The 18726-nt window shown below is 68.2% G+C and carries 14 protein-coding genes; 11 read left to right on the forward strand and 3 right to left on the reverse strand.

From position 1 onward, the window contains the following. Positions 1-231: 231 nt before the first annotated feature. Both LZD57_RS13710 and LZD57_RS13715 read left to right on the forward strand, forming a co-directional pair. A complete protein-coding gene (locus LZD57_RS13710; RefSeq protein ID WP_233720046.1) occupies positions 232-1212 on the forward strand; it encodes a hypothetical protein in 981 nt (326 codons plus the stop codon). A gap of 203 nt (positions 1213-1415) precedes the next feature. Next, positions 1416-2744 carry a hemolysin family protein gene (locus LZD57_RS13715; RefSeq protein ID WP_233720047.1) on the forward strand — a complete coding sequence of 443 codons (1329 nt, stop codon included), beginning with the start codon at positions 1416-1418 and terminating at the stop codon, positions 2742-2744. 140 nt (positions 2745-2884) lie between these two features. Here LZD57_RS13715 and LZD57_RS13720 read toward each other — a convergent pair whose 3' ends face one another. Beyond that, positions 2885-3163: a YjiS-like domain-containing protein gene (locus LZD57_RS13720; RefSeq protein ID WP_233720048.1), complete on the reverse strand. Its 279-nt coding sequence runs from the start codon at positions 3161-3163 to the stop codon at positions 2885-2887. 184 nt (positions 3164-3347) lie between these two features. Between LZD57_RS13720 and LZD57_RS13725 the strand changes: the two genes are divergently transcribed. The 9 genes from LZD57_RS13725 (at position 3348) to LZD57_RS13765 (ending at position 14710) form a co-directional block, all read left to right on the forward strand. Next, positions 3348-4307 (forward strand): LysR family transcriptional regulator, encoded by a 960-nt coding sequence (locus LZD57_RS13725; protein ID WP_233720049.1) that lies wholly within the window; start codon positions 3348-3350, stop codon positions 4305-4307. Positions 4308-4598: 291 nt separating this feature from the next. Then, positions 4599-6212, forward strand: coding sequence for an exodeoxyribonuclease VII large subunit (gene xseA / locus LZD57_RS13730; protein WP_233720050.1), 1614 nt, complete (start codon positions 4599-4601; stop codon positions 6210-6212). Between the two features lie 224 nt (positions 6213-6436). Further along, positions 6437-7594, forward strand: coding sequence for an efflux RND transporter periplasmic adaptor subunit (locus LZD57_RS13735; RefSeq protein ID WP_233720176.1), 1158 nt, complete (start codon positions 6437-6439; stop codon positions 7592-7594). Beyond that, positions 7591-10731, forward strand: coding sequence for an efflux RND transporter permease subunit (locus LZD57_RS13740; protein ID WP_233720051.1), 3141 nt, complete (start codon positions 7591-7593; stop codon positions 10729-10731). Before LZD57_RS13735 ends, LZD57_RS13740 begins: the two co-directional genes overlap by 4 nt. Then, positions 10715-10993: a BrnT family toxin gene (locus tag LZD57_RS13745; protein WP_233720052.1), complete on the forward strand. Its 279-nt coding sequence runs from the start codon at positions 10715-10717 to the stop codon at positions 10991-10993. The genes LZD57_RS13740 and LZD57_RS13745 overlap by 17 nt, the downstream gene beginning before the upstream one ends. Next, on the forward strand, positions 10947-11231 hold the full coding sequence (locus LZD57_RS13750) for a BrnA antitoxin family protein (RefSeq protein WP_233720053.1): 285 nt from the start codon (positions 10947-10949) through the stop codon (positions 11229-11231). Before LZD57_RS13745 ends, LZD57_RS13750 begins: the two co-directional genes overlap by 47 nt. A gap of 99 nt (positions 11232-11330) precedes the next feature. Next, on the forward strand, positions 11331-13100 hold the full coding sequence (gene ggt / locus LZD57_RS13755) for a gamma-glutamyltransferase (RefSeq protein ID WP_420844809.1): 1770 nt from the start codon (positions 11331-11333) through the stop codon (positions 13098-13100). A 15-nt stretch (positions 13101-13115) separates the two neighbouring features. Further along, positions 13116-13310, forward strand: coding sequence for a hypothetical protein (locus LZD57_RS13760; protein WP_233720054.1), 195 nt, complete (start codon positions 13116-13118; stop codon positions 13308-13310). Continuing rightward, complete coding sequence (locus LZD57_RS13765) at positions 13295-14710, forward strand: sensor domain-containing diguanylate cyclase (RefSeq protein WP_233720055.1); 1416 nt, start codon at positions 13295-13297, stop codon at positions 14708-14710. Before LZD57_RS13760 ends, LZD57_RS13765 begins: the two co-directional genes overlap by 16 nt. Here LZD57_RS13765 and ilvA read toward each other — a convergent pair. Both ilvA and ade read right to left on the reverse strand, forming a co-directional pair. Continuing rightward, a complete protein-coding gene (gene ilvA / locus LZD57_RS13770; protein WP_233720056.1) occupies positions 14683-15936 on the reverse strand; it encodes a threonine ammonia-lyase IlvA in 1254 nt (417 codons plus the stop codon). The genes LZD57_RS13765 and ilvA overlap by 28 nt on opposite strands. A gap of 927 nt (positions 15937-16863) precedes the next feature. Continuing rightward, complete coding sequence (gene ade / locus LZD57_RS13775) at positions 16864-18678, reverse strand: adenine deaminase (RefSeq protein ID WP_233720057.1); 1815 nt, start codon at positions 18676-18678, stop codon at positions 16864-16866. Positions 18679-18726: the final 48 nt, after the last annotated feature.

The raw sequence follows: 18726 nt of genomic DNA on the forward strand, positions 1-18726 counted from the left end.
CTCCCCGTCGGCGCGCCGTCCCGCCGCAGCCGCTTCCCACCCCGGCCGTCGCTGCGGGACGGCCGGATGAGCGGACACGGGTTTCCGGCGCGAAATCGTCTTCGCCTCACTACGCATTCCTGTCGGGCGCGCTATTGTCCAGCGATCAGTGACGCACTGATTTTGCTTTCGGCGGAGATGCTGTAGCATCGATTCGTCGAGTGGATGGGCATCCAGCCGGCAGGGCGGACCATGACGGACTTTTTCGACTGGCTGACGGCGAGCGACTCGGGCGTCGCGGCCGACCGGCTCGCCGACACGTTCAAACTCAGCCACGAAGAACTGCGCAAGACGATGACGGCGCTCGCGCCCGCCTTCGCGCTCGCCCTGCAACGGGCGATGATCGTGCCCGGCGCCTGGAGCGACATCGCCCGCCACTACCAGCCCTTCGTCCAGAGCGAGGCTTCCGATTTTCCGGTCGGCGCCACCAACAGCCCGCTCGGCCGGGACCTGTCCAACGCGCTGTTCGGCTCGAAGGATCTCGTCTCCAGCGTGGCGCGTCACGTGTCGGTGGCGAGCGGCGTCGCTCCCGACACCGTCGAAATGATGATCCGGAACGTCGCGGTGATGACCATCGGCACCATGCTGCAGATGATGATGGCCAATCTGACCCGCAGCCAGCCGAAAGGGCTCGCCGAGGGCGACTATCCGGGCGCCATGGCCGAGATGCTGAGGCGCAGCGCCAACGCCGTCGAGGCGATGGGCCGGCCGTCCGATCAGCCGCCGCCCGGCCGGCGACTGCCGATGCCGATGCCGGGATCGGACTATCTGAACCAGATGTTTTCCAACGCCCTGACCGGGACCCTGCCCTGGCTGCCGCCGGAGACCGGCGAGGGGCGCAGCGAAACGCGCGCTCCCCAAAAACCGGCCGCCGCGCCGGCGGACAGGCTGCCGCCGCCCCATCCGGCGGCGATGGAGGAGTTCTTCCGCGGCTTCCGCCTCTTTCCGCCGATGGGCGAGGCGCCGTCTGCCGGAGCCGGGTCGCCGCCTCCACCCCCCGCTCCGAGCGCGCCACCGGCACCGAAGCGCGAGGAGGTCGAGGCACGCGCCGGAGCGCCGGCCGAAAGCCTCGCCGAGACGGCGCTCGCCTTTCAGCAGGACTATGCGCGGCGAATGCTGGAACTCTTCGCGCCCAAGCCGGCGCTGCGCAACGACGAGCCGGAGAAGAACTGACGAAAGGCCGTCTCGCCGGGTGGCAGCCTCGGCAGAGCCGGCCGGGACATTGCCGGACCGGCGGAACGGCGGCGGGCACGTGCCGAGGGCAGCCGCCCTTTCGCCTCCCCGATCCTGCCCCTATATCCGCTTTCCTTTTCTCGGATCCCCGCGGTGCAAACCGTGGTGGGCATTCCGAGCTGCAACAAGATCCGGGACTTTCGTTGCTCCTCCTCAACGCCGCCATCATCTTCGCCCTCATTCTGTTGAACGGCTTTTTCGCCATGTCGGAACTCGCCGTGGTCTCGGCGAAGCGGAGGCGGCTGGAGCAGCTTGCCAGAGAAGGCCGGCACGGGGCGAAAGCGGCCCTGAAGCTCGCCGAAAGCCCGACCACCTTCCTCTCCTCGGTGCAGATCGGCATCACTCTCGTCGGAATCTTCGCCGGCGCCTTCGGCGGCTCGGTCTTCGCCAGCCCGCTGGCCGAGCTCATGCGGGACTGGCCCGTGGTCGGCCCCGTCGCGGACGACGCCGCCTTCGTCCTCGTCGTCGTCGTCATCACCTATTTCTCGCTGGTCGTCGGCGAACTGGTGCCGAAGCGCTTCGCCCTGTCGCGGCCGGAAGCCGTCGCCTGCTTCGTCGCGCCGACGATGCGCCTGGTGGCGATGGTCGGCCGCCCGCTGGTCGCCCTGCTCGAAATCTCGACGCGAACGCTGACGGCGGTCTTCGGCCTGACCGGGGACGAGAGCGACAAGGTGACCGAGGAGGACGTCAGGGCGATGATCGCCGAGGGGACGGAGACCGGCGTCTTCAAGGCGAAGGAGCGGGAGATGCTGGAAGGCGTGATCTCCATCGCCGACCGCAACGTCCGCTCGATCATGGTACCCCGGCCGGACGTCGACTGGGTGGCCGTCGACGATGCGCCGGACGAATCGCTCGACGAAATGGTCAAGACCGGCCACTCGCGCTACCCGGTGCTCGACACCGACGAGGATGCGGTGGTCGGCATCGTGCAGACCAAGGACATTCTCGAGCAGCAGCATGTCGGCGGCAAGGTCGCGCTCGCCGAGATCATCCGTCAGCCGCTCTACGTCAACGAGAGCATGCCGATCCTCAAGCTGCTCGAACGCTTTCGCGCCCATGGGGTGCACATGGCGATCGTCCTCGACGAATACGGCGCCTTCGAGGGCATCGCGACGCCCCAGGACATTCTGGCCGCCATCGCCGGTTCGCTGCCCGAGGGCGGCGAGGACGAGGTGCCCGAAGCGGTGCTGCGCAAGGATGGATCTTGGCTGGTCGACGGATCGATGACGGTCGACCGGCTGGCGCTGAAGATCGACGAGCTGTCGTTCCCGGCCGAGCGCGAATACGAGACCGTGGCAGGCCTGGTGCTCGACCAGTTCGGGCACATTCCCGACATCGGCGAGCGGATCCAATATGCCGATTTCGAGATCGAGGTCGTCGATCTCGACGGCCGCCGCATCGACAAGCTGCTGTTCACCCGGCTGACCCGGCCGGAAGACGAAAACGAGGATGCGGCCGAAACCGGGGCGTGACGGCCCGGCCGGACGCCGTTCGGCGGCGAAGCACCGCCGGATCTGCAGCCTGAAACGGTTGCGGCCGGCCAGGGGGAGTGGCCGGCCGCGTGGAAGGGCTTCGGTTGCCGGCGGGGCGGACCTGCCGCCGGCCCGCGGGGTCAGCCTTCCAGAGTGCCGCGGCGGCGCTGCGCGGCGATCAGCGCCAGCTTGTAGCTCGGGTCCTCGCGCCACTCGGCATCGAGGGCGAGGGCGATGTCGTCACGGCGGATGCCGATGTCCTTCAGCACGTAATCCGGCATGTCGGCGAGCCGATGGACCCGGCGACGATTGATCATGGTTTTGACGATCGCACGGGCGGCGGTGGCGAAGACGCGGGTTCCGGCGACGAAGCGGCCGGCGGCGGAATGGGTGGTCGTCTGTCTCGCAGTGATCGTCATGGCTTGATCTCCTTTCGCAGCCATAAGTCGGGAAAAAGCGGGGCCGCGCCTTCCGCCGCGTGAAGCGACGGGCAGCAGCGACCCCCGAATTGTTCCTGACTTGATCACCATACGTCTGCGATATTGATCACACCAACGAATGTTCGTAATGTATGGGATCAGTTTTCTTCATAGGTTACCCCGCATGGTCTCTCCGCTCGACCTCGACCAGCTCCGCACCTTCGTCGCCATCGTCGACACCGGCAGCTTCACCAAGGCGGCCGAGGACGTGTTCAAGACCCAGTCCGCCGTGTCGATGCAGATCCGCCGGCTGGAGGAGCGGCTCGGCGCCTCGCTGTTCGAGCGCAACGGGCGGTCGATCCTTCTGACCGACGCCGGCTCGCGCCTGCTCGCCTATGCGCGGCGGATGCTGACCCTCAGCCAGGAGACGCTGTCGGCCTTCGACCAGCAGGCCATGCAGGGCCAGGTGCGGATCGGCCTGCCGGACGATTACGCCGAGCGCTTCCTGCCGGAGATCCTCGCCCGCTTCACCCGCTCCAATCCCCTCGTCGAACTGCAGATCGCCTGCGAGCCGTCGTCCAATCTCGCCGACCACGTCGACAAGGGACGGCTCGACGTCGCCCTCGTCGCCGACTGCACGATCAGCCAGGTGGTGCCCGAGATCGTCCGGCGCGAGCCCCTGCATTTCATGACCTCGGCGGCCCACGACGTGCATGAGGAGGAGGTGCTGCCGCTGGCCCTCGGCCGGCCGAACTGCTGTTGGCGCGCCGAGGGGTTGAAGGCGCTCGACGATGCGGGCCGGCGCTACAAGGTGCTGTTCTCGTCGTGGTCGGCGCAGATCGTCGCCTCGGCCGTCCTCGCCGGGCTCGCCGTCGGCGTCCTGCCCGAATGCGCGCTGCGGCCGGGCATGCGGGTGCTCGGCGCGTCGGACGGCTTTCCGCTGCTCAAAGACAACGAGATCGGCGTCATTCGCGCCCGCAACGCCGAAAGCCAGGTCGTCACCGCCCTCGTCGACCACATCCGCGACAGCCTCGCCAACCTGCCGCCGTCGGAGATGGCGGCCAAGCCCTCGCACCTTCCCGACACGCGACTGGTCCGGCCGCAGCGGCCGAGGCCGGCCCGGATGGGCGTCGCCGCGGAGTAGCGGAGGCGCGACGGCTATCGGCACTCACGGCCGTGGACCACTTCGTGCCGGCCCGAAGATGCTCCGGGTGCCGAGGAGACAGCCCAGCACCGCCGAGCGAAGCTCGGCGTCGGCGAAATCGGCATCCTCGCCATTGGCTCCGTCGAACCTCCCTCCGAGGGTTTCCTCCTGACTATCGCGGCCGCGCCCGGGAACAACGCGACGCCGTGATCTCCTCGCGCAGCGCCCATGCCGCGGCTTTGCGCGCGCGGAGACTTGCCGGCGCCGCGCCCCGACCCCACACTGACGGCCATGAGCCTCCTCACCGAATCGATCCCGCAGAGCAATGTCGGCGAATACACGGTGTCGGAGATCTCCGGCGCGCTGAAGCGCACCGTCGAGGAGACCTTCGGCCATGTGCGCATCCGCGGCGAGGTCTCCGGCTATCGCGGGCCGCACTCCTCCGGCCACGCCTATTTCTGCCTGAAGGACGACCGGGCGCGGATCGACGCGGTGATCTGGCGGACGAGCTTTTCCAAGCTCGCCTTCAAGCCGGAGGAAGGCCTCGAGGTCATCGCCACGGGAAGGCTCACCACCTATCCGAACTCGTCGAAATACCAGGTGGTCATCGAGGCGATCGAGCCGGCCGGCGCCGGCGCCCTGATGGCGCTCCTCAACGAGCGGCGGCTGAAGCTCGAAGCCGAAGGCCTCTTCGCCGGCGAGCGCAAGCGCCGCCTGCCCTTCCTGCCACGGGTCATCGGCGTCGTCACCTCGCCGACCGGCGCCGTCATCCGCGACATCGTCCATCGCATCTCCGACCGCTTCCCGGTGCATGTGCTGGTCTGGCCTGTGCGGGTGCAGGGGGAGACGAGCGGCGCTGAGGTGTCGGCGGCGATCGAAGGTTTCAACGCCATCGCGGCCGGCGGCAAAGTGCCGCGACCGGACGTCCTCATCGTCGCGCGCGGCGGCGGCAGCCTCGAAGACCTCTGGGGCTTCAACGACGAGGCGGTGGTGCGCGCCGCCGCAGGCTCGGAAATTCCGCTGATCTCGGCGGTCGGCCACGAGACCGACTGGACGCTGATCGACCATGCCGCCGACGTCCGCGCGCCGACCCCGACGGGCGCCGCCGAAATGGCGGTGCCGGTGCGCGCCGAATTGTTGGCGCAGATCGCCAGCCACAATGCGCGGCTCTCGGGGGCGATCTCGCGCCGGCTCGACCAGGAGAAGAAGGGTCTTGCCGCGCTCGCCCGGGCGATGCCCGGCATCGACGCGCTGCTCGAACAGCCGCGCCGGCGGCTCGACGAGGCGACGACGGGGCTCGCCGGCAATCTCCGCCACGCGGTCGGCGAAAAGCGGCGGCTGTTCGCCGGCGCTTCGGCGAGGCTCGTGCCCGCGACGCTGGAGGCCTCGCTCCGGGACAAACGGTCGACGCTGCGCCATCATGCCGTCCATGCCGATCACGGCATGCGGGTGCGGCTCGACGCGGCGCGGCGGCGCTTCGACCGTGTGGCGGCGGATCTGAAGCCTCACACGCTGAAGGCGCGAAGCGAAGCGGCCCGGCTGTCGCTCGTCCAACTGTCCGAGCGCCTCGAACGGACCGAGGCGCAGGAGCGCGCCCGTCGCCGCCAGCGGGTGGACAATGCCTGGCGGCTGGCGTCGAGCCTGTCGCCCCTCAATGTACTGGAGCGGGGTTACGCGATCGTCCGCGACGAGGCGGAGCACGCCTTGACGCGGGCGGACGAGCTTTCCGCCGGCATGGCGGTGACGCTGGAATTTGCCGGTCGTCAGCGTCGCGGCGCCGTGGTCACCGACGGCGAGGCCGCGCCGCCGTCCTCGCCGCGCTCCGCGGCCCCGGTGCCGGCTCGGCCGAAGCCGCGCAAACCCCGCGCAAAGCCCCCGGCCGAAGGCCAGGGCTCCCTGTTCTGAGGCGCGAGCGCCCCCAGGGGCGAGGCACGGTCGTCGCTCTTTCAGGCTATCGTCGCGGCGGCCGCGGGCGCTCGTCCCGCTGACACGGTTCGTTACAGATCGATACCAGCCGCGCATGGAAGCGATCGGCGCGAACGTCTATCTTTCCGGTCGTCCCGAAGATGCCGACGAGTGTGTGCGCGCCGATGAGATTCCTTGCGAGCAGATGGAGCCTTTTGTCCGTCGTGGCCCTGGCGAGCGTCGTGGTCGTTGCCGGCTCGATCGACTTTTCCCGAAAGCACGGCGACCGGGAAGCCGCCGCCGACACGCCGGCGATTGCCGCCAGCGCCGATGCCCAGCCGGCGAGCCTCACCGTCACCACCGACACGGTGCGCCGTGACGCGCTCGGCCAGACGGTCGTCGGCAACGGCATCGTCGCCGCTCATCGCGAGGTCGTCGTCGGATCGGAGGCGACGGGCCTCCGCCTCACCGACGTCCTGGTGAAGCAGGGCGATCATGTCGAAGCGGGACAGGTGATCGCGCGGCTCGACGGCGCCCTCCTTGACGCCCAGATCGCCGAACAGGACGCTGCGATCGACAGCGCCAGGGCGACGCTCGCCAATGCCGTCTCGACCAGCGAGCGCAGCCAGCGGCTGGTGAAATCCGGCACCATTTCGAAGGAGACGGCCGAGCAGAACGCCACCACCGTCGCCACCGCCCGCGCCGCCCTCGCCCAGGCCGAAGCCGCCCGGAAGACCCTCGACGTCCAGCGCGGCCGCACCGAAATCCGCGCGCCCTTCGCCGGCATCGTCTCGGCGCGCCCCGCAGTCCCCGGCATCATCGTCCAGGCGTCGACCGAGATCGCCCAGATCCAGGAGAACGGCGCGCTGGAGGCGCGGATCGACCTGCCCGAACACACCGTCTCCACCCTCCGGCCGGGCAGCGACGCGGTCGTCACCGCCCCCGACGGCAGCCGGATCGCCGCGACGCTCGGCTCGATCGACGAAGTCCTCGACACCGACACCCACCTCGCCCTCGTCGTCATCCCGCTGCCGGCGGAAGCCGGACTGAAGGCCGGCATGTTCGTCACCGCGACGATCGCCGCCGGCGGCGCCGAGAGCCTGACGGTCGCCGATCGGGCGCTCACCTGGCAGGAAGGCAGGACCGCGGTCTTCCGCGTCGGCGCCGACGATACGGTCGCAGCCGTGCCCGTCGAGGTGGGCCCACGCAGCGAAGGCCGAGTCGCCGTTGCCGGCGATCTCGCCCCCGGCGACCGGGTCGTGACCAGCGGCGCCGGCTTCCTGCAGGACGGCAACAAGGTGCGGCTCGTCACGAAGCAGGCCTCAAGCGAGGGGCAGGCCTCGAGCGAGGGGCAGGCTTCGAGCGAGGGGGAGCCCCGGTGAAGAACATTTCCGCCTGGGCGATCCGCCATCCGCTGCCGACCATCGTCTTGTTCCTGGCGTTGGCGATCTCCGGCGCCTGGGGCTTCATGCAGCTTCGCGTCAACAACATGCCGGACATCGACTTTCCGATGGTCCGGGTGACGATCACCCAGACCGGCGCCTCGCCGACGGAAATCGAGACCCAGGTCACCGACCTCGTCGAAAACGCCGTCGCCTCGATCTCCAACGTCGAGAGCGTCACCTCGACGATCAGCGAAGGCTCGTCGGTCACGGCGATCGAATTCGAACTCGGCACCGAACTCATCGAGGCGACGGACGACGTCCAGAACGCCATCGACGGCATCCGGAGCCAGCTCCCCGACGCGGCCGAGACGCCGATCGTCTCCCGTGTCCAGGCCGGCGACAACGCCATCCTGACCTATGTCGTCGATGCGCCCGGCATGAAGCCCGACGATTTGTCCTGGTATGTCGACGACGCCCTCTCGAAAGCGCTGCTCGCCGTCGACGGCGTCTCGAAGATCGAACGCTCGGGCGGCGTCAACCGGGCGATCCTGGTCAAGCTCGATCCGGCCCGGATCGATGCCTACGGCACCACCGTCGGCGCGGTGACGACGACGCTCGCGGCACAGAACCTCAACCAGGCCGGCGGCCGCACGGTGATCGGCGGCACCGAACAGTCGGTGCGCACCCTCGGCAGCGCCGGCTCGATCGCCGAACTCGCCGAGACGCCCATCGCCATCGGCTCCGGCAAGTCGGTCCGCCTCTCCGATCTCGGCCAGATCGTCGACGGCTGGGAAGAGCCGCGCAACCGCGCCCGGCTGGACGGCAAGGAGGTCGTCAGCTTCCAGGTCTACAGCGCCAAGGGTTCGAGCCAGATCGGCGTGACGAAGGCGGTGCGCGCCGCGGTGAAGGCGATCGACGCGAAGAACCGGGACGTGAGCTTTTCGGAGGTCACGTCGTCCTCCGACTTCGTCGAGGAGAGCTACGACGCGGCACTGGAAGCCCTGTGGCTCGGCGCACTGCTGGCCGTCGGCGTCGTCTTCCTGTTCCTGCGCGATCTGCGCGCCACCATCGTCGCCGCGACGGCCCTGCCGATGTCGCTGATCCCGACCTTCTTCGTGATGGCCTGGCTCGACCTGTCGCTCAACAACATCACCCTCCTCGCCCTTTCGCTGGTCGTCGGCATTCTCGTCGACGACGCCATCGTCGAGATCGAGAACATCGTCCGGCACATGCGCGAAAGCGGCAAGAGCGCCTATGAGGCGGCGATCGAGGCGGCCGACGAGATCGGCCTCGCGGTCGTCGCGACGACGGCGACCATCGTCGCGGTGTTCCTGCCCGTCGCCTTCATGCCGGGCATTCCGGGCAAGCTGTTCGTCTCCTTCGCCATCGCCGTCTGCGTCTCGGTCGCCTTCTCGCTGATCGTCGCCCGGCTGCTGACGCCGCTGATGGGCGCCTATCTGGTGAAGGCCGGCAGCGGCCACGGCGAAGACGACGCGCCGCGCTGGGTTCCGGCCTATCTCGCCGTGTTGCGGCAGGCCCTGCGGTTCCGCTGGCTGACGGCGCTTCTCGGCATCGCCTTCTTCGCCGGCTCGGTCTATGTGGCGATCGGGCTGCCGACCGAGTTCATGCCCGCCTCCGACCGCGGCCGGTCCCTCGTCTCGGTCGAACTCGTCCCCGGCTCGACGCTCGAAGAGACCGACGCCGTGGTAAAACGGGTCGGCGCCATCCTGCAGAAGCAGCCGGAGGTCAAAAGCGTCTTCGCCTCGATCGGCACGGCCTCCGAAGGCGGCGGCGGCCCGCAGCGAACGACGACGGCAAGCGTCAATTCGGCGACGGTGACCGCCAATCTCGTCGCCCGCGACGCGCGCGACGGCTCCCAGCAGGAATTCGAGAAACGGCTCGCCGGCGCCTTCGACGGCATTGCCGGCGCGCGGATCCAGTTCGGCGCCGACAACCAGTCGGGCTCGAAGGTCAAGATCACGCTTGCCGGAGCCGACAGCGAGAAACTGTCGGATACCGCCAACGAACTCGCCGCCGATATGCGCGCGGTGCCGGGCCTCCTCAATCCGATCTCCGACGCGGCCGCCGCCAAGCCCGAACTCGTCGTCAGGCCGGACAAGCAGCGCATGGCCGAACTCGGCATCACGGCGAGCGACGTCGCCAGGCTTTTGTCGGTCGCCACCATCGGCGCCAACGACGCCGCGCTCGCCAAATACGGCCTCGGCGATCGGCAGGTCTACATCGTCCCGACGCTGACCGACGATGCCAGGGGCGACCTCGACCGGATCGAGGCGCTGAAGATCGCGGGCAGCTTCGGCACGGTGCCGCTCGGCGCCATCGCGCGCTTCGAATTCGGCGCCGGCCCGACGACGATCACCCATTACGGCGGCGACCGCACGGCCAGCATCGAGGCCGAACTCTCCGGCCTGACGCTCGGCGAGGCGCAACGGGCGATCGCCGCCCTTCCCGCCATGAAGAACCTGCCCGATGGGATCTACGAAAAGGCCCAGGGCGACACCAAGCGGATGAACGAGATGTTCTCCGGCTTCGAAATGGCGATGGCGACCGGCGTCCTGCTGATGTTCGCGACGCTGGCGCTGCTGTTCAACTCCTTCCTGCAGCCGGTCACCATCCTCACCGCTTTGCCGCTGTCGATCGGCGGCGCCTTCGGCTTCCTCTGGCTGACGGGTTCGTCCGTGGCGATTTCGGTGCTGATCGGCGTGCTTCTGCTGATGGGCATCGCGGCGAAGAACTCGATCCTTCTGGTCGAATACGCCATCGTCGCCCGGCGCGGCGGACAGGACCGGTTCGGCGCCCTGATGGACGCGGCGAAGAAGCGCGCCCGGCCGATCGTCATGACCTCGATCGCCATGGGCGCCGGCATGGCGCCGCTGGCGCTCGGCCTCGGCGCCGACGCCGAGACGCGGGCGCCGATGGCGATCGCGGTGATCGGCGGCCTCGTCTCCTCGACGCTGCTCTCGCTTGTCTACGTGCCGGTGGTCTATACGATCATGGACGATCTGGAGCGGGTGCTCGGCCGCTGGCTCGGCAGGCTCTTGCCGCGGGAGGAAGGCGCGTCTACGCTGCCTGTCCCAACGGACGCGGCAAGCGGCTCGAATGAAGGTTTCGTATGATGCCGCGAAGCGGTCGCTGACCTTAAACCTTCGCGGACTGGACTTCGAAGATGCGGCTCAGATCTTCGAAGGGCCGACGCTGACGATCGCGGACGACAGACGCGACTATGGCGAGCCGCGATTCCAGACTTATGGTCTGTTCGAGAACCGTCTCGTCATGATCGTCTGGACCCCGCGGCCCCCTGCGCGCCATGTGATTTCGATGAGGCATTGCCATGAACGGGAAGCCCGAAAAGTCCGACCGCGACTGGATCGACCCTGATGACGGCGTGGAGCTGACGGAGGAGCAACTCGACCGCGCAGAATATGCCGTCGGCGACAGGATCGTCCGACCCGCGCGGGGAACCCTCACTCGGGACTATGCCGCGGCCGGTGCTCGCGAAGAGATCAGCCTGAATGTCGATCAGGATCTCGCCGAAGCCTTGCGTGCCACCGGCCCCGATTGGCAATCGGAAGCTGCCGGCGCCCTTCGCGAATGGCTGAACCGGCGCGGCTCATGATCGGATGGGCTGCCTGCGGAGACCAACGCCACGGCGAACTTCCTTCCGCCCGCGCCGTCCGGCCCTAGCTTCTTCCCGAAACCCGCGAAGGAGCCGCCCGTGACGCCAATTCGCTCGACCCTCGCCGCCGTCCTCGCCGGCTCTCTCGTCACCACCACCGCTTTCGCCCAGCAGCGGGCCGACGGCGTTGCGCCGGAGGCCGCGAGCGGTCTGCGGCCCGCGGCGGCCGAGCCCGTCAAGGCGAAGAAGTTCATGGTCGCGGCGGCCAATCCGCTCGCCGCGGAGGCCGGCGCCGCCATCCTGAAGAAGGGCGGCAACGCCATCGACGCGATGGTGACGGTGCAGCTCGTGCTCAATCTCGTCGAGCCGCAGTCGTCGGGCATCGGCGGCGGCGCGTTCCTGGTCTATTTCGACGCCAAGGCCGGCCATCTCACCACTTTCGACGGCCGCGAGACGGCGCCGGCCGCCGCCGATCCGACACTCTTCCTCGACGAAGCGGGCGATCCGCTGACGTTCTACGACGCGGTGGTGGGCGGGCGCTCGGTGGGCACCCCGGGAACGCTGCGTCTCCTCTACGACACCCACGAGCGTTTCGGCGCGCTCGACTGGGAAACGGTCGTCCAGCCGGCGATCGATCTCGCCCGGGGTGGTTTCGAAGTGTCGCCGCGACTTCACCAGCTCGTCGCCGAGGACGCCCAGCGGCTGAAGCGTTTCGCCGGCACACGCGGCTATTTCTTCGACGCCGAAGGCGAGCCGCTGAAGGCCGGGTCCGTCCTGAAGAACGAGGCCTTCGCGCAGACGCTGCAGGCAATCTCCGAAGAGGGAGCGGAGGGCTTCTACGAGGGCCCGCTCGCCGAGGCGATCGTCGCCACCGTGCAGGAGGCGGAGGGAAATCCCGGTCGCCTGGCTCTGTCGGACCTCCAGAACTACCGCATCGTCGAGCGGGAACCGGTCTGCATCGCATACCGGGTGAGCGAGGTCTGCGGCATGGGCCCGCCCTCCTCCGGCGCGCTCACCGTCGGCCAGATCCTCGGCCTGCTCCAGCCCTTCGACATCGCCGCCCTTGGGCCGGAAAGCGCGAAGGCCTGGCGGCTGATCGGCGACGCATCGCGCCTCGCCTTCGCCGATCGCGGCCGCTACATGGCCGATACCGACTACGTGCCGATGCCGATGAAGGGCCTTCTCGACGCGGACTATCTCGCCGATCGCTCCAAGTTGCTCGAGGGCGACGAGGCGCTGACGAAAGACGAGGTCCAGCCCGGGACGCCGCCCTGGGACCACGCGATGCTTCTCGGCGACGACGTTGCCATCGAGCTTCCCTCGACCAGCCATTTTTCCATCGTCGACGGCGCCGGCAACGTCGTCTCGATGACGACGACGATCGAGAACGGCTTCGGCTCGCGGTTGATGGTCGGCGGTTTCCTGCTCAACAACGAGCTCACCGACTTTTCCTTCGAGACCCACGACGACGACGGAAACGTCATCGCCAATGCGGTCGCCCCGGGCAAGCGGCCGCGCTCCTCCATGTCGCCGACGATCGTCATGCGCGAGGGCAAGCCCGTCCTTGCCATCGGCTCGCCCGGCGGCAGCCAGATCATCGGCTATGTCGCAGGCGCGCTGATCGCCGTCCTCGACTGGAACATGAACGTTCAGGAGGCGGCGAACCTGCCGCATCTCCTCAACCGCTTCGGAACCTTCGAGATCGAAGCCGGCACCAGTGCGACGCAATTGTCGGAACCGCTTCGGGAGCTCGGCTTCACCGTCAAGGAGACCGATCTCAACTCCGGCATCCATGCCGTAGCGTTAACGCCGCAGGGCCTCGAAGGCGGCGCGGACCCGCGCCGGGAGGGTGTCGCCCTCGGCGAGTGATCCTCAGGGAAGTCATTGATCTTCAAGGCAGTATGGCCGCGTCGCATCAGCGAGATCATGGTCGTGGCGGAAGGACTGCTTCGGGACGAATTTCTTTACCTTTCATTGACCGCGGGCGATCAATCTCCGGTCTCGCGGCGCAACCTTCTGGAGCGCAACCGGCTTTTTGCTGAGGACAGCGAGGGTGCGTGGACATGGACAACGATCTGAGCGCCGGGGACGTAGCGGCCCCGCAGGACGGCCTGTCGCACGACCTTCGGGCCCGGCCGACCGCCCAGGCCGAGTTCGCTCCGGACGGCACGTTTCTCTCCGCCTGCGACGAGTTTCTTCGGCTGACCCGGTATGAACGCAACGAGATCCTCGGCCGCGCCGAGGCGATCCTGCTCTGGCCCGAAGATCACGACGACCCGCAGCATCGGGCCCTCTGGGAGCTTCTGCGCTCGGGCGAAGTGGTGCAGCGGGACTTGCGCCGGATGACCCGGGACGGCCGAGAAATCTGGCTGCAGGCGAGCTACGATCCCGTCCTGTCGGAAGAGGGCGAGGTGACGGCGATCCGGCTGATCGCCACCGACGTCACGGCGAAGCGGCGACAGGCCGCCAATCACGAGAACATCCTTGCGGCCATCTCGCGCTCGACGGCGATGGTCGAATTTGCCCTGGACGGTACGATCATCGCCGCCAACGCCAATTTCGCCTCCCTGCTCGGCTACGACGTCGAGGAGCTTCTCGGCCGCAATCATCGCGAATTCGTCGCCGCCGAGATCGTCGACAGTCCGGCCTACGGCGCGTTCTGGAACCGCCTGCGAGCCGGCGAATTCGTCCAGGCGGAATTTCCCCGTCTTGCCAGATCCGGCCGAACGATCTGGCTGCAGGCGACCTACAACCCCGTCGTCGACACCGCCACCGGCCGGCCGACGAAGGTCGTGAAGATCGCCACCGACATCACCGAGCGGATGCAGGAGAGCGCAGAGGCCAATCGTCTCGCACTGCTGGATCCGCTGACGGGCATCTCGAACCGGCGGGGTTTCGATCTGGCCCTCGGCGCGGCGCTGGAGGACTTCCGAAAAGGGGTCGAGCCGATCTCCCTCATTCTCCTGGACGTCGATCACTTCAAGCCGTTCAACGACATCTATGGCCATCAGATCGGCGACCGCTGCCTGCGCAGGGTGGCGAAGGCGATCGAGCGCAGCGTGCGTCGTCCGGAGAGCCTGGTCGCCCGCTATGGCGGCGAGGAATTCGCCGTCCTGCTGCCGAACACCACCCGCCACGAAACGGCACGGGTCGCCGAGGCGGCGCGTGCCGCCATCCAGCACCTCGCCATCGATCATCCCGGCAATGCCGACTGGGGCACCGTCACCGCCAGCTTCGGGCACGTGACCTTCGAGGCCGGCCGCGACGAACGCTTTCACACCGCGACCGAGCTGGTCACGGCGGCGGACCGGGCGCTCTACACGGCCAAGCGGCTCGGTCGCAACCACGTCGCCGATGCGGTCGATCCGAGTTCGAAAGACCCCTATGCGGTGTTCCGGATGCTGCCCGGCGAGGAGTTTTTCGGACCGGAGCCGGAAAGCGCCGCCGGACGTCAGATCAGGAGATCGGCGACGATCTGATCGTCGGTGATGTCCTGATATCGGATACCGCCCTCCTCGAACCGCGCGAGCAGCGCCGGGAAGTTCGCCGGATCCCGGGTCTCGATGCCGAGCAGGATCGAGCCGAAATCGCGGGCGGACTTCTTCAGATATTCGAAGCGGGCGATGTCGTCGTCCGGGCCGAGCAGGTTGAGGAAGTCCTTCAGTGCGCCCGGGCGCTGGGCAAGCCGCAGGATGAAGTACTTCTTCAGGCCGGTGAAGCGCAGCGCCCGCTCCTTGACGTCCGGCAGGCGCTCGAAGTCGAAATTGCCGCCCGAGACGACGAGGACGACCGTCTTTCCGGCAACCTCGTCCTTCAGGCTTTCGAGGGCGTCGATCGCCAGGGCTCCCGCCGGCTCGAGGACGATGCCCTCGAGGTTGAGCATGTCGAGCATGGTGTTGCAGAGCCGGCCCTCCGGCGCCAGAACGACGTCCTCGGGGCGAAAGCGCTTCAGGGCTTCGAAGGGGATCGCGCCGATCTGCGCGACCGCGGCGCCATCGACGAAACCGTCGACCTGCGGCATGCGGACGAGTTCGCCGTTCTCGAGGCTGGTGCGCAGGCTCGGCGCTCCGAGCGGTTCGACGAATCTGAAGGCCGGCGAGCCACCCGCCTCCTCATCGAAAAAGCGCGTCATGCCCGAGGCGAGGCCGCCGCCGCCGACCGGCATGACGACGAGGTCGAGAGTCTCGCCCGCCAGCTGCTCGCGGATCTCGCGTGCGACGCTCGCCTGGCCCTCGACGATGTCCTCGTGATCGAAGGGCGGCACGAATTCGGCGCCCTCGGTCTGCGAATAGGTCTTCGCCGCCGCATAGCAGTCGTCGAAGAAGTCGCCGGTGAGTTCGATCTCGATGGCCGCCCCGCCGAAGACCCTGGTCTTTTCGATCTTCTGCTGCGGCGTCGTCACCGGCATGAACACCCGCCCCTTCACACCGAAATGCTTGCAGGCGAAGGCGAAGCCCTGGGCGTGATTGCCGGCCGAGGCGCAGCAGAACTTGCTGCCCGCCGTCCCCGCCGCCATCGTCTTGCGCATGAAGTTGAAGGCGCCGCGGATCTTGTAGGAGCGCACCGGCGTCAAGTCTTCGCGCTTCAGGAAGATGCGGGCGCCGTACTTCTTCGACAGATGCTCGTTGAGTTGCAGCGGCGTGGCAGGAAAGAGGTCGCGCAGCGCATCTTCGGCTTCGGCGACGCGGGCGGTAAAATCGGTCATGGTCGTCTCGTCTCTCGTCTCGTCCGGTCGGAGGCTCCGCCCCGCTCGATCGGCGCCTCACGCCGCTCTGGTGGGGCCGGCGCTGGAACCGCGCCGGGGCCGGAACGATGCCGCGCGGGGCGCAGCGGAAAAATTCACTGAGAATCGTCGGCGAAGCGGCCTGAGACGCTGCGCGGGACGGCCGGTCGCGGCGGGGCGATCAGTTCGCGGAGGAACCGTCGGCCCGGGCAGCGCCGGCGCCGATAATCGAAATGCGGCACGGCGCGATGATGATCTGGAGCGAAACCTCGTTCGCGAACCGACCAACCGTCATCGCAGGCGCTCCTTTCCTCGGGCAAAAGCCGAACATCGTCGCGGCGGTTGATGCGCCAGCGCGGCCGATTTGTCAAAGCCGGCCTGCCGGCGGCCAGGGCAATCGCTCGAACCTGTGGCCGGGCTGGCGATTGGCCTGATCTCCCCCTTGCGGGGGAGATGCCGGTAGGCAGAGGGGGGTGACATCGCGCCGGACTGCTGGAGAGTGGCGCGACACCCCCTCTGGTGTGCCACCCATCTCCCCGCAAGGCGCTCCGGCTTCCGCGGACCGCAAACGATGTCGAAACGATGACGAAACATTGGCAAGCCGGGGACGCCATCGCCAGGAAACAATGCCCCTCTAACCTTCAGGTCATCGCAGCAACGACATCGGCGACGATGTCCCGAAGATCACAGTCTCGAAGATCTCGACAAGGCTGCACAAATCTCCCCGGCGCACATGCCGCTGTGCTCCGGGAATGGACGGCTCCGACGATCAACGCCCCAAATCGTCGGAGCCGCCGCCTTTCTTCCCCCAAAGTCGTGTTTGCCTTCGCGCATCGCCGCAGCCGATACGATGCGCCCGGTCGGAGCCGCGAACGGATAGCGGGACAGGGACGCCGCGAGCCGCAGATCTCACACGAACAGATCGACGATGCGGAAGGTCTCGCTGTCGACGATGCCCTTGTCCGAGATGCGCAGGGCCGGGATGACCGCGAGCGCCAGCAGCGAGTGCTGCATATAGGCGTTGTTGAGACCGCAGCCGGCGTCGCGCATCGCGGCGATCAGCCTGTCGGCCTTTTCGGCGACGATTTCGGCCCGCTCGTTCGACATGAGGCCGGCGATGGGCATCTCGATCAGCGCCTTCTCCTCGCCATCGGCAAAGAACGCGACGCCGCCCCCGACCTCGCCGAGGCGATTGGCGGCGAGCGCCATGTCCGCCTCGCTGGTGCCGACGACGATCATGTGATGGCAGTCATGGGCGACCGTCGATGCCATGGCGACCCGGCCGCGATAGTTGAAGCCCGAGACGAAGCCGTTGGTGAGCGTTCCGCTCGCCCGATGCCGCTCGACGAGGGCGATGCGGCAGACGTCGGCGTCCAGATCGGGCACGACGATGCCGTTCTCGACCGGCAGACGCGCCGTCAGCGCACGCGTCGGCGCCTGGTTCTCGACGACGCCGATGACACGCACCGTCGCGCTCTCGGCCGCCCCGTCCGGTGCCTTCACCCGGAAGTCGTCGGCGACGAGCGGGCGCCCGAGCTTCACCGTGTCGACCGCGCTCTCCGGATAGGCATGGGCCGGCATGTCGGCCTCGAGTCTCCCCTGCGAGGCGATGCGCACCCCGCGGCCGTAGACGGAATCGATGGCGAATTCCGCGAGATCGGAAACGATCAGGAAATCGGCCCGGCGGCCCGGCGTCACCGAGCCGATCTCGCGCTCCAGCTTGAAATGTTCGGCGGTGTTGATCGTCGCCATCTGGATCGCCGTCATCGGCTTCAGCCCCTGCGCGATCGCATGGCGCACGACCCGGTTCATATGGCCGTCGCGCACCAGCGTGCCGGAATGGCAGTCGTCCGTGCAAAGAATGAAGTGGCGGGAATCGAGACCCATCTCGGTGATCGCCTTGACCTGCGCCGCGACGTCGTACCAGGCCGAGCCGAGCCGCAGCATCGCCTTCATGCCCTGGCGCACCCGTGCGGCCGCATCTTCCATGCGCGTGCCTTCGTGGTCGTCCTCGGCGCCGCCCGCGACATAGCCGTGGAAGGCGAGGCCGAGATCGGGCGAGGCAAAGTGACCGCCGACGGTCTTTCCCGCCGCCCTGGTCGCGGCGATCTCGCCGACCATGGTCGGGTCGTTGGCGGCGACGCCTGGGAAATTCATCACCTCGCCGAGGCCGACGATCAGCGGCCAGGTCATCGCCTCGGCGACCTCGGCCGGCCCGAGCACCGCCCCGCCCTCCTCCAGACCCGGCGCCGAGGGCACGCAGGAGGGCATCTGCACGAAGACGTTGACCGGCTGCTCCAGCGCCTCGTCATGCATCAGCCGCACCCCTTCGAGGCCGAGCACGTTGGCGATCTCGTGCGGGTCGACGAACATCGACGTCGTGCCGTGGGGGATCACCGCCCGGCAGAACTCGGTCACCGTCACCATGCCGCTCTCGACATGCATGTGCGCGTCGCAGAGCCCCGGCACGACGTAGCGCCCCGCCACATCGACGACCTCGGTGCCGGCCCCGATCGCGTGGGAAGCGTCCGGCCCGCAATAGGCGAAGCGACCGGCGACGACGGCGATGTCGGTCTCGGGGATGATCTCGCCGGAGTGGACGTTCACCCAGCGGGCATTGCGCAGCACGAGATCCGCCGGGGCGCGGCCCATGGCGACGTCCACCAGCCTCGGCGCGACGACCTCGAATGGCTCGGCCCGGTTGCCGCTGCGATTGGCGCTCATGGAATTCTTCCCCGCTGGCTCTGGCTGTTTCGTCGCCTTGGATACGCT

This window comes from Jiella avicenniae (assembly GCF_021390325.1).
Classification (GTDB): Bacteria; Pseudomonadota; Alphaproteobacteria; order Rhizobiales; family Rhizobiaceae; genus Jiella; species Jiella avicenniae.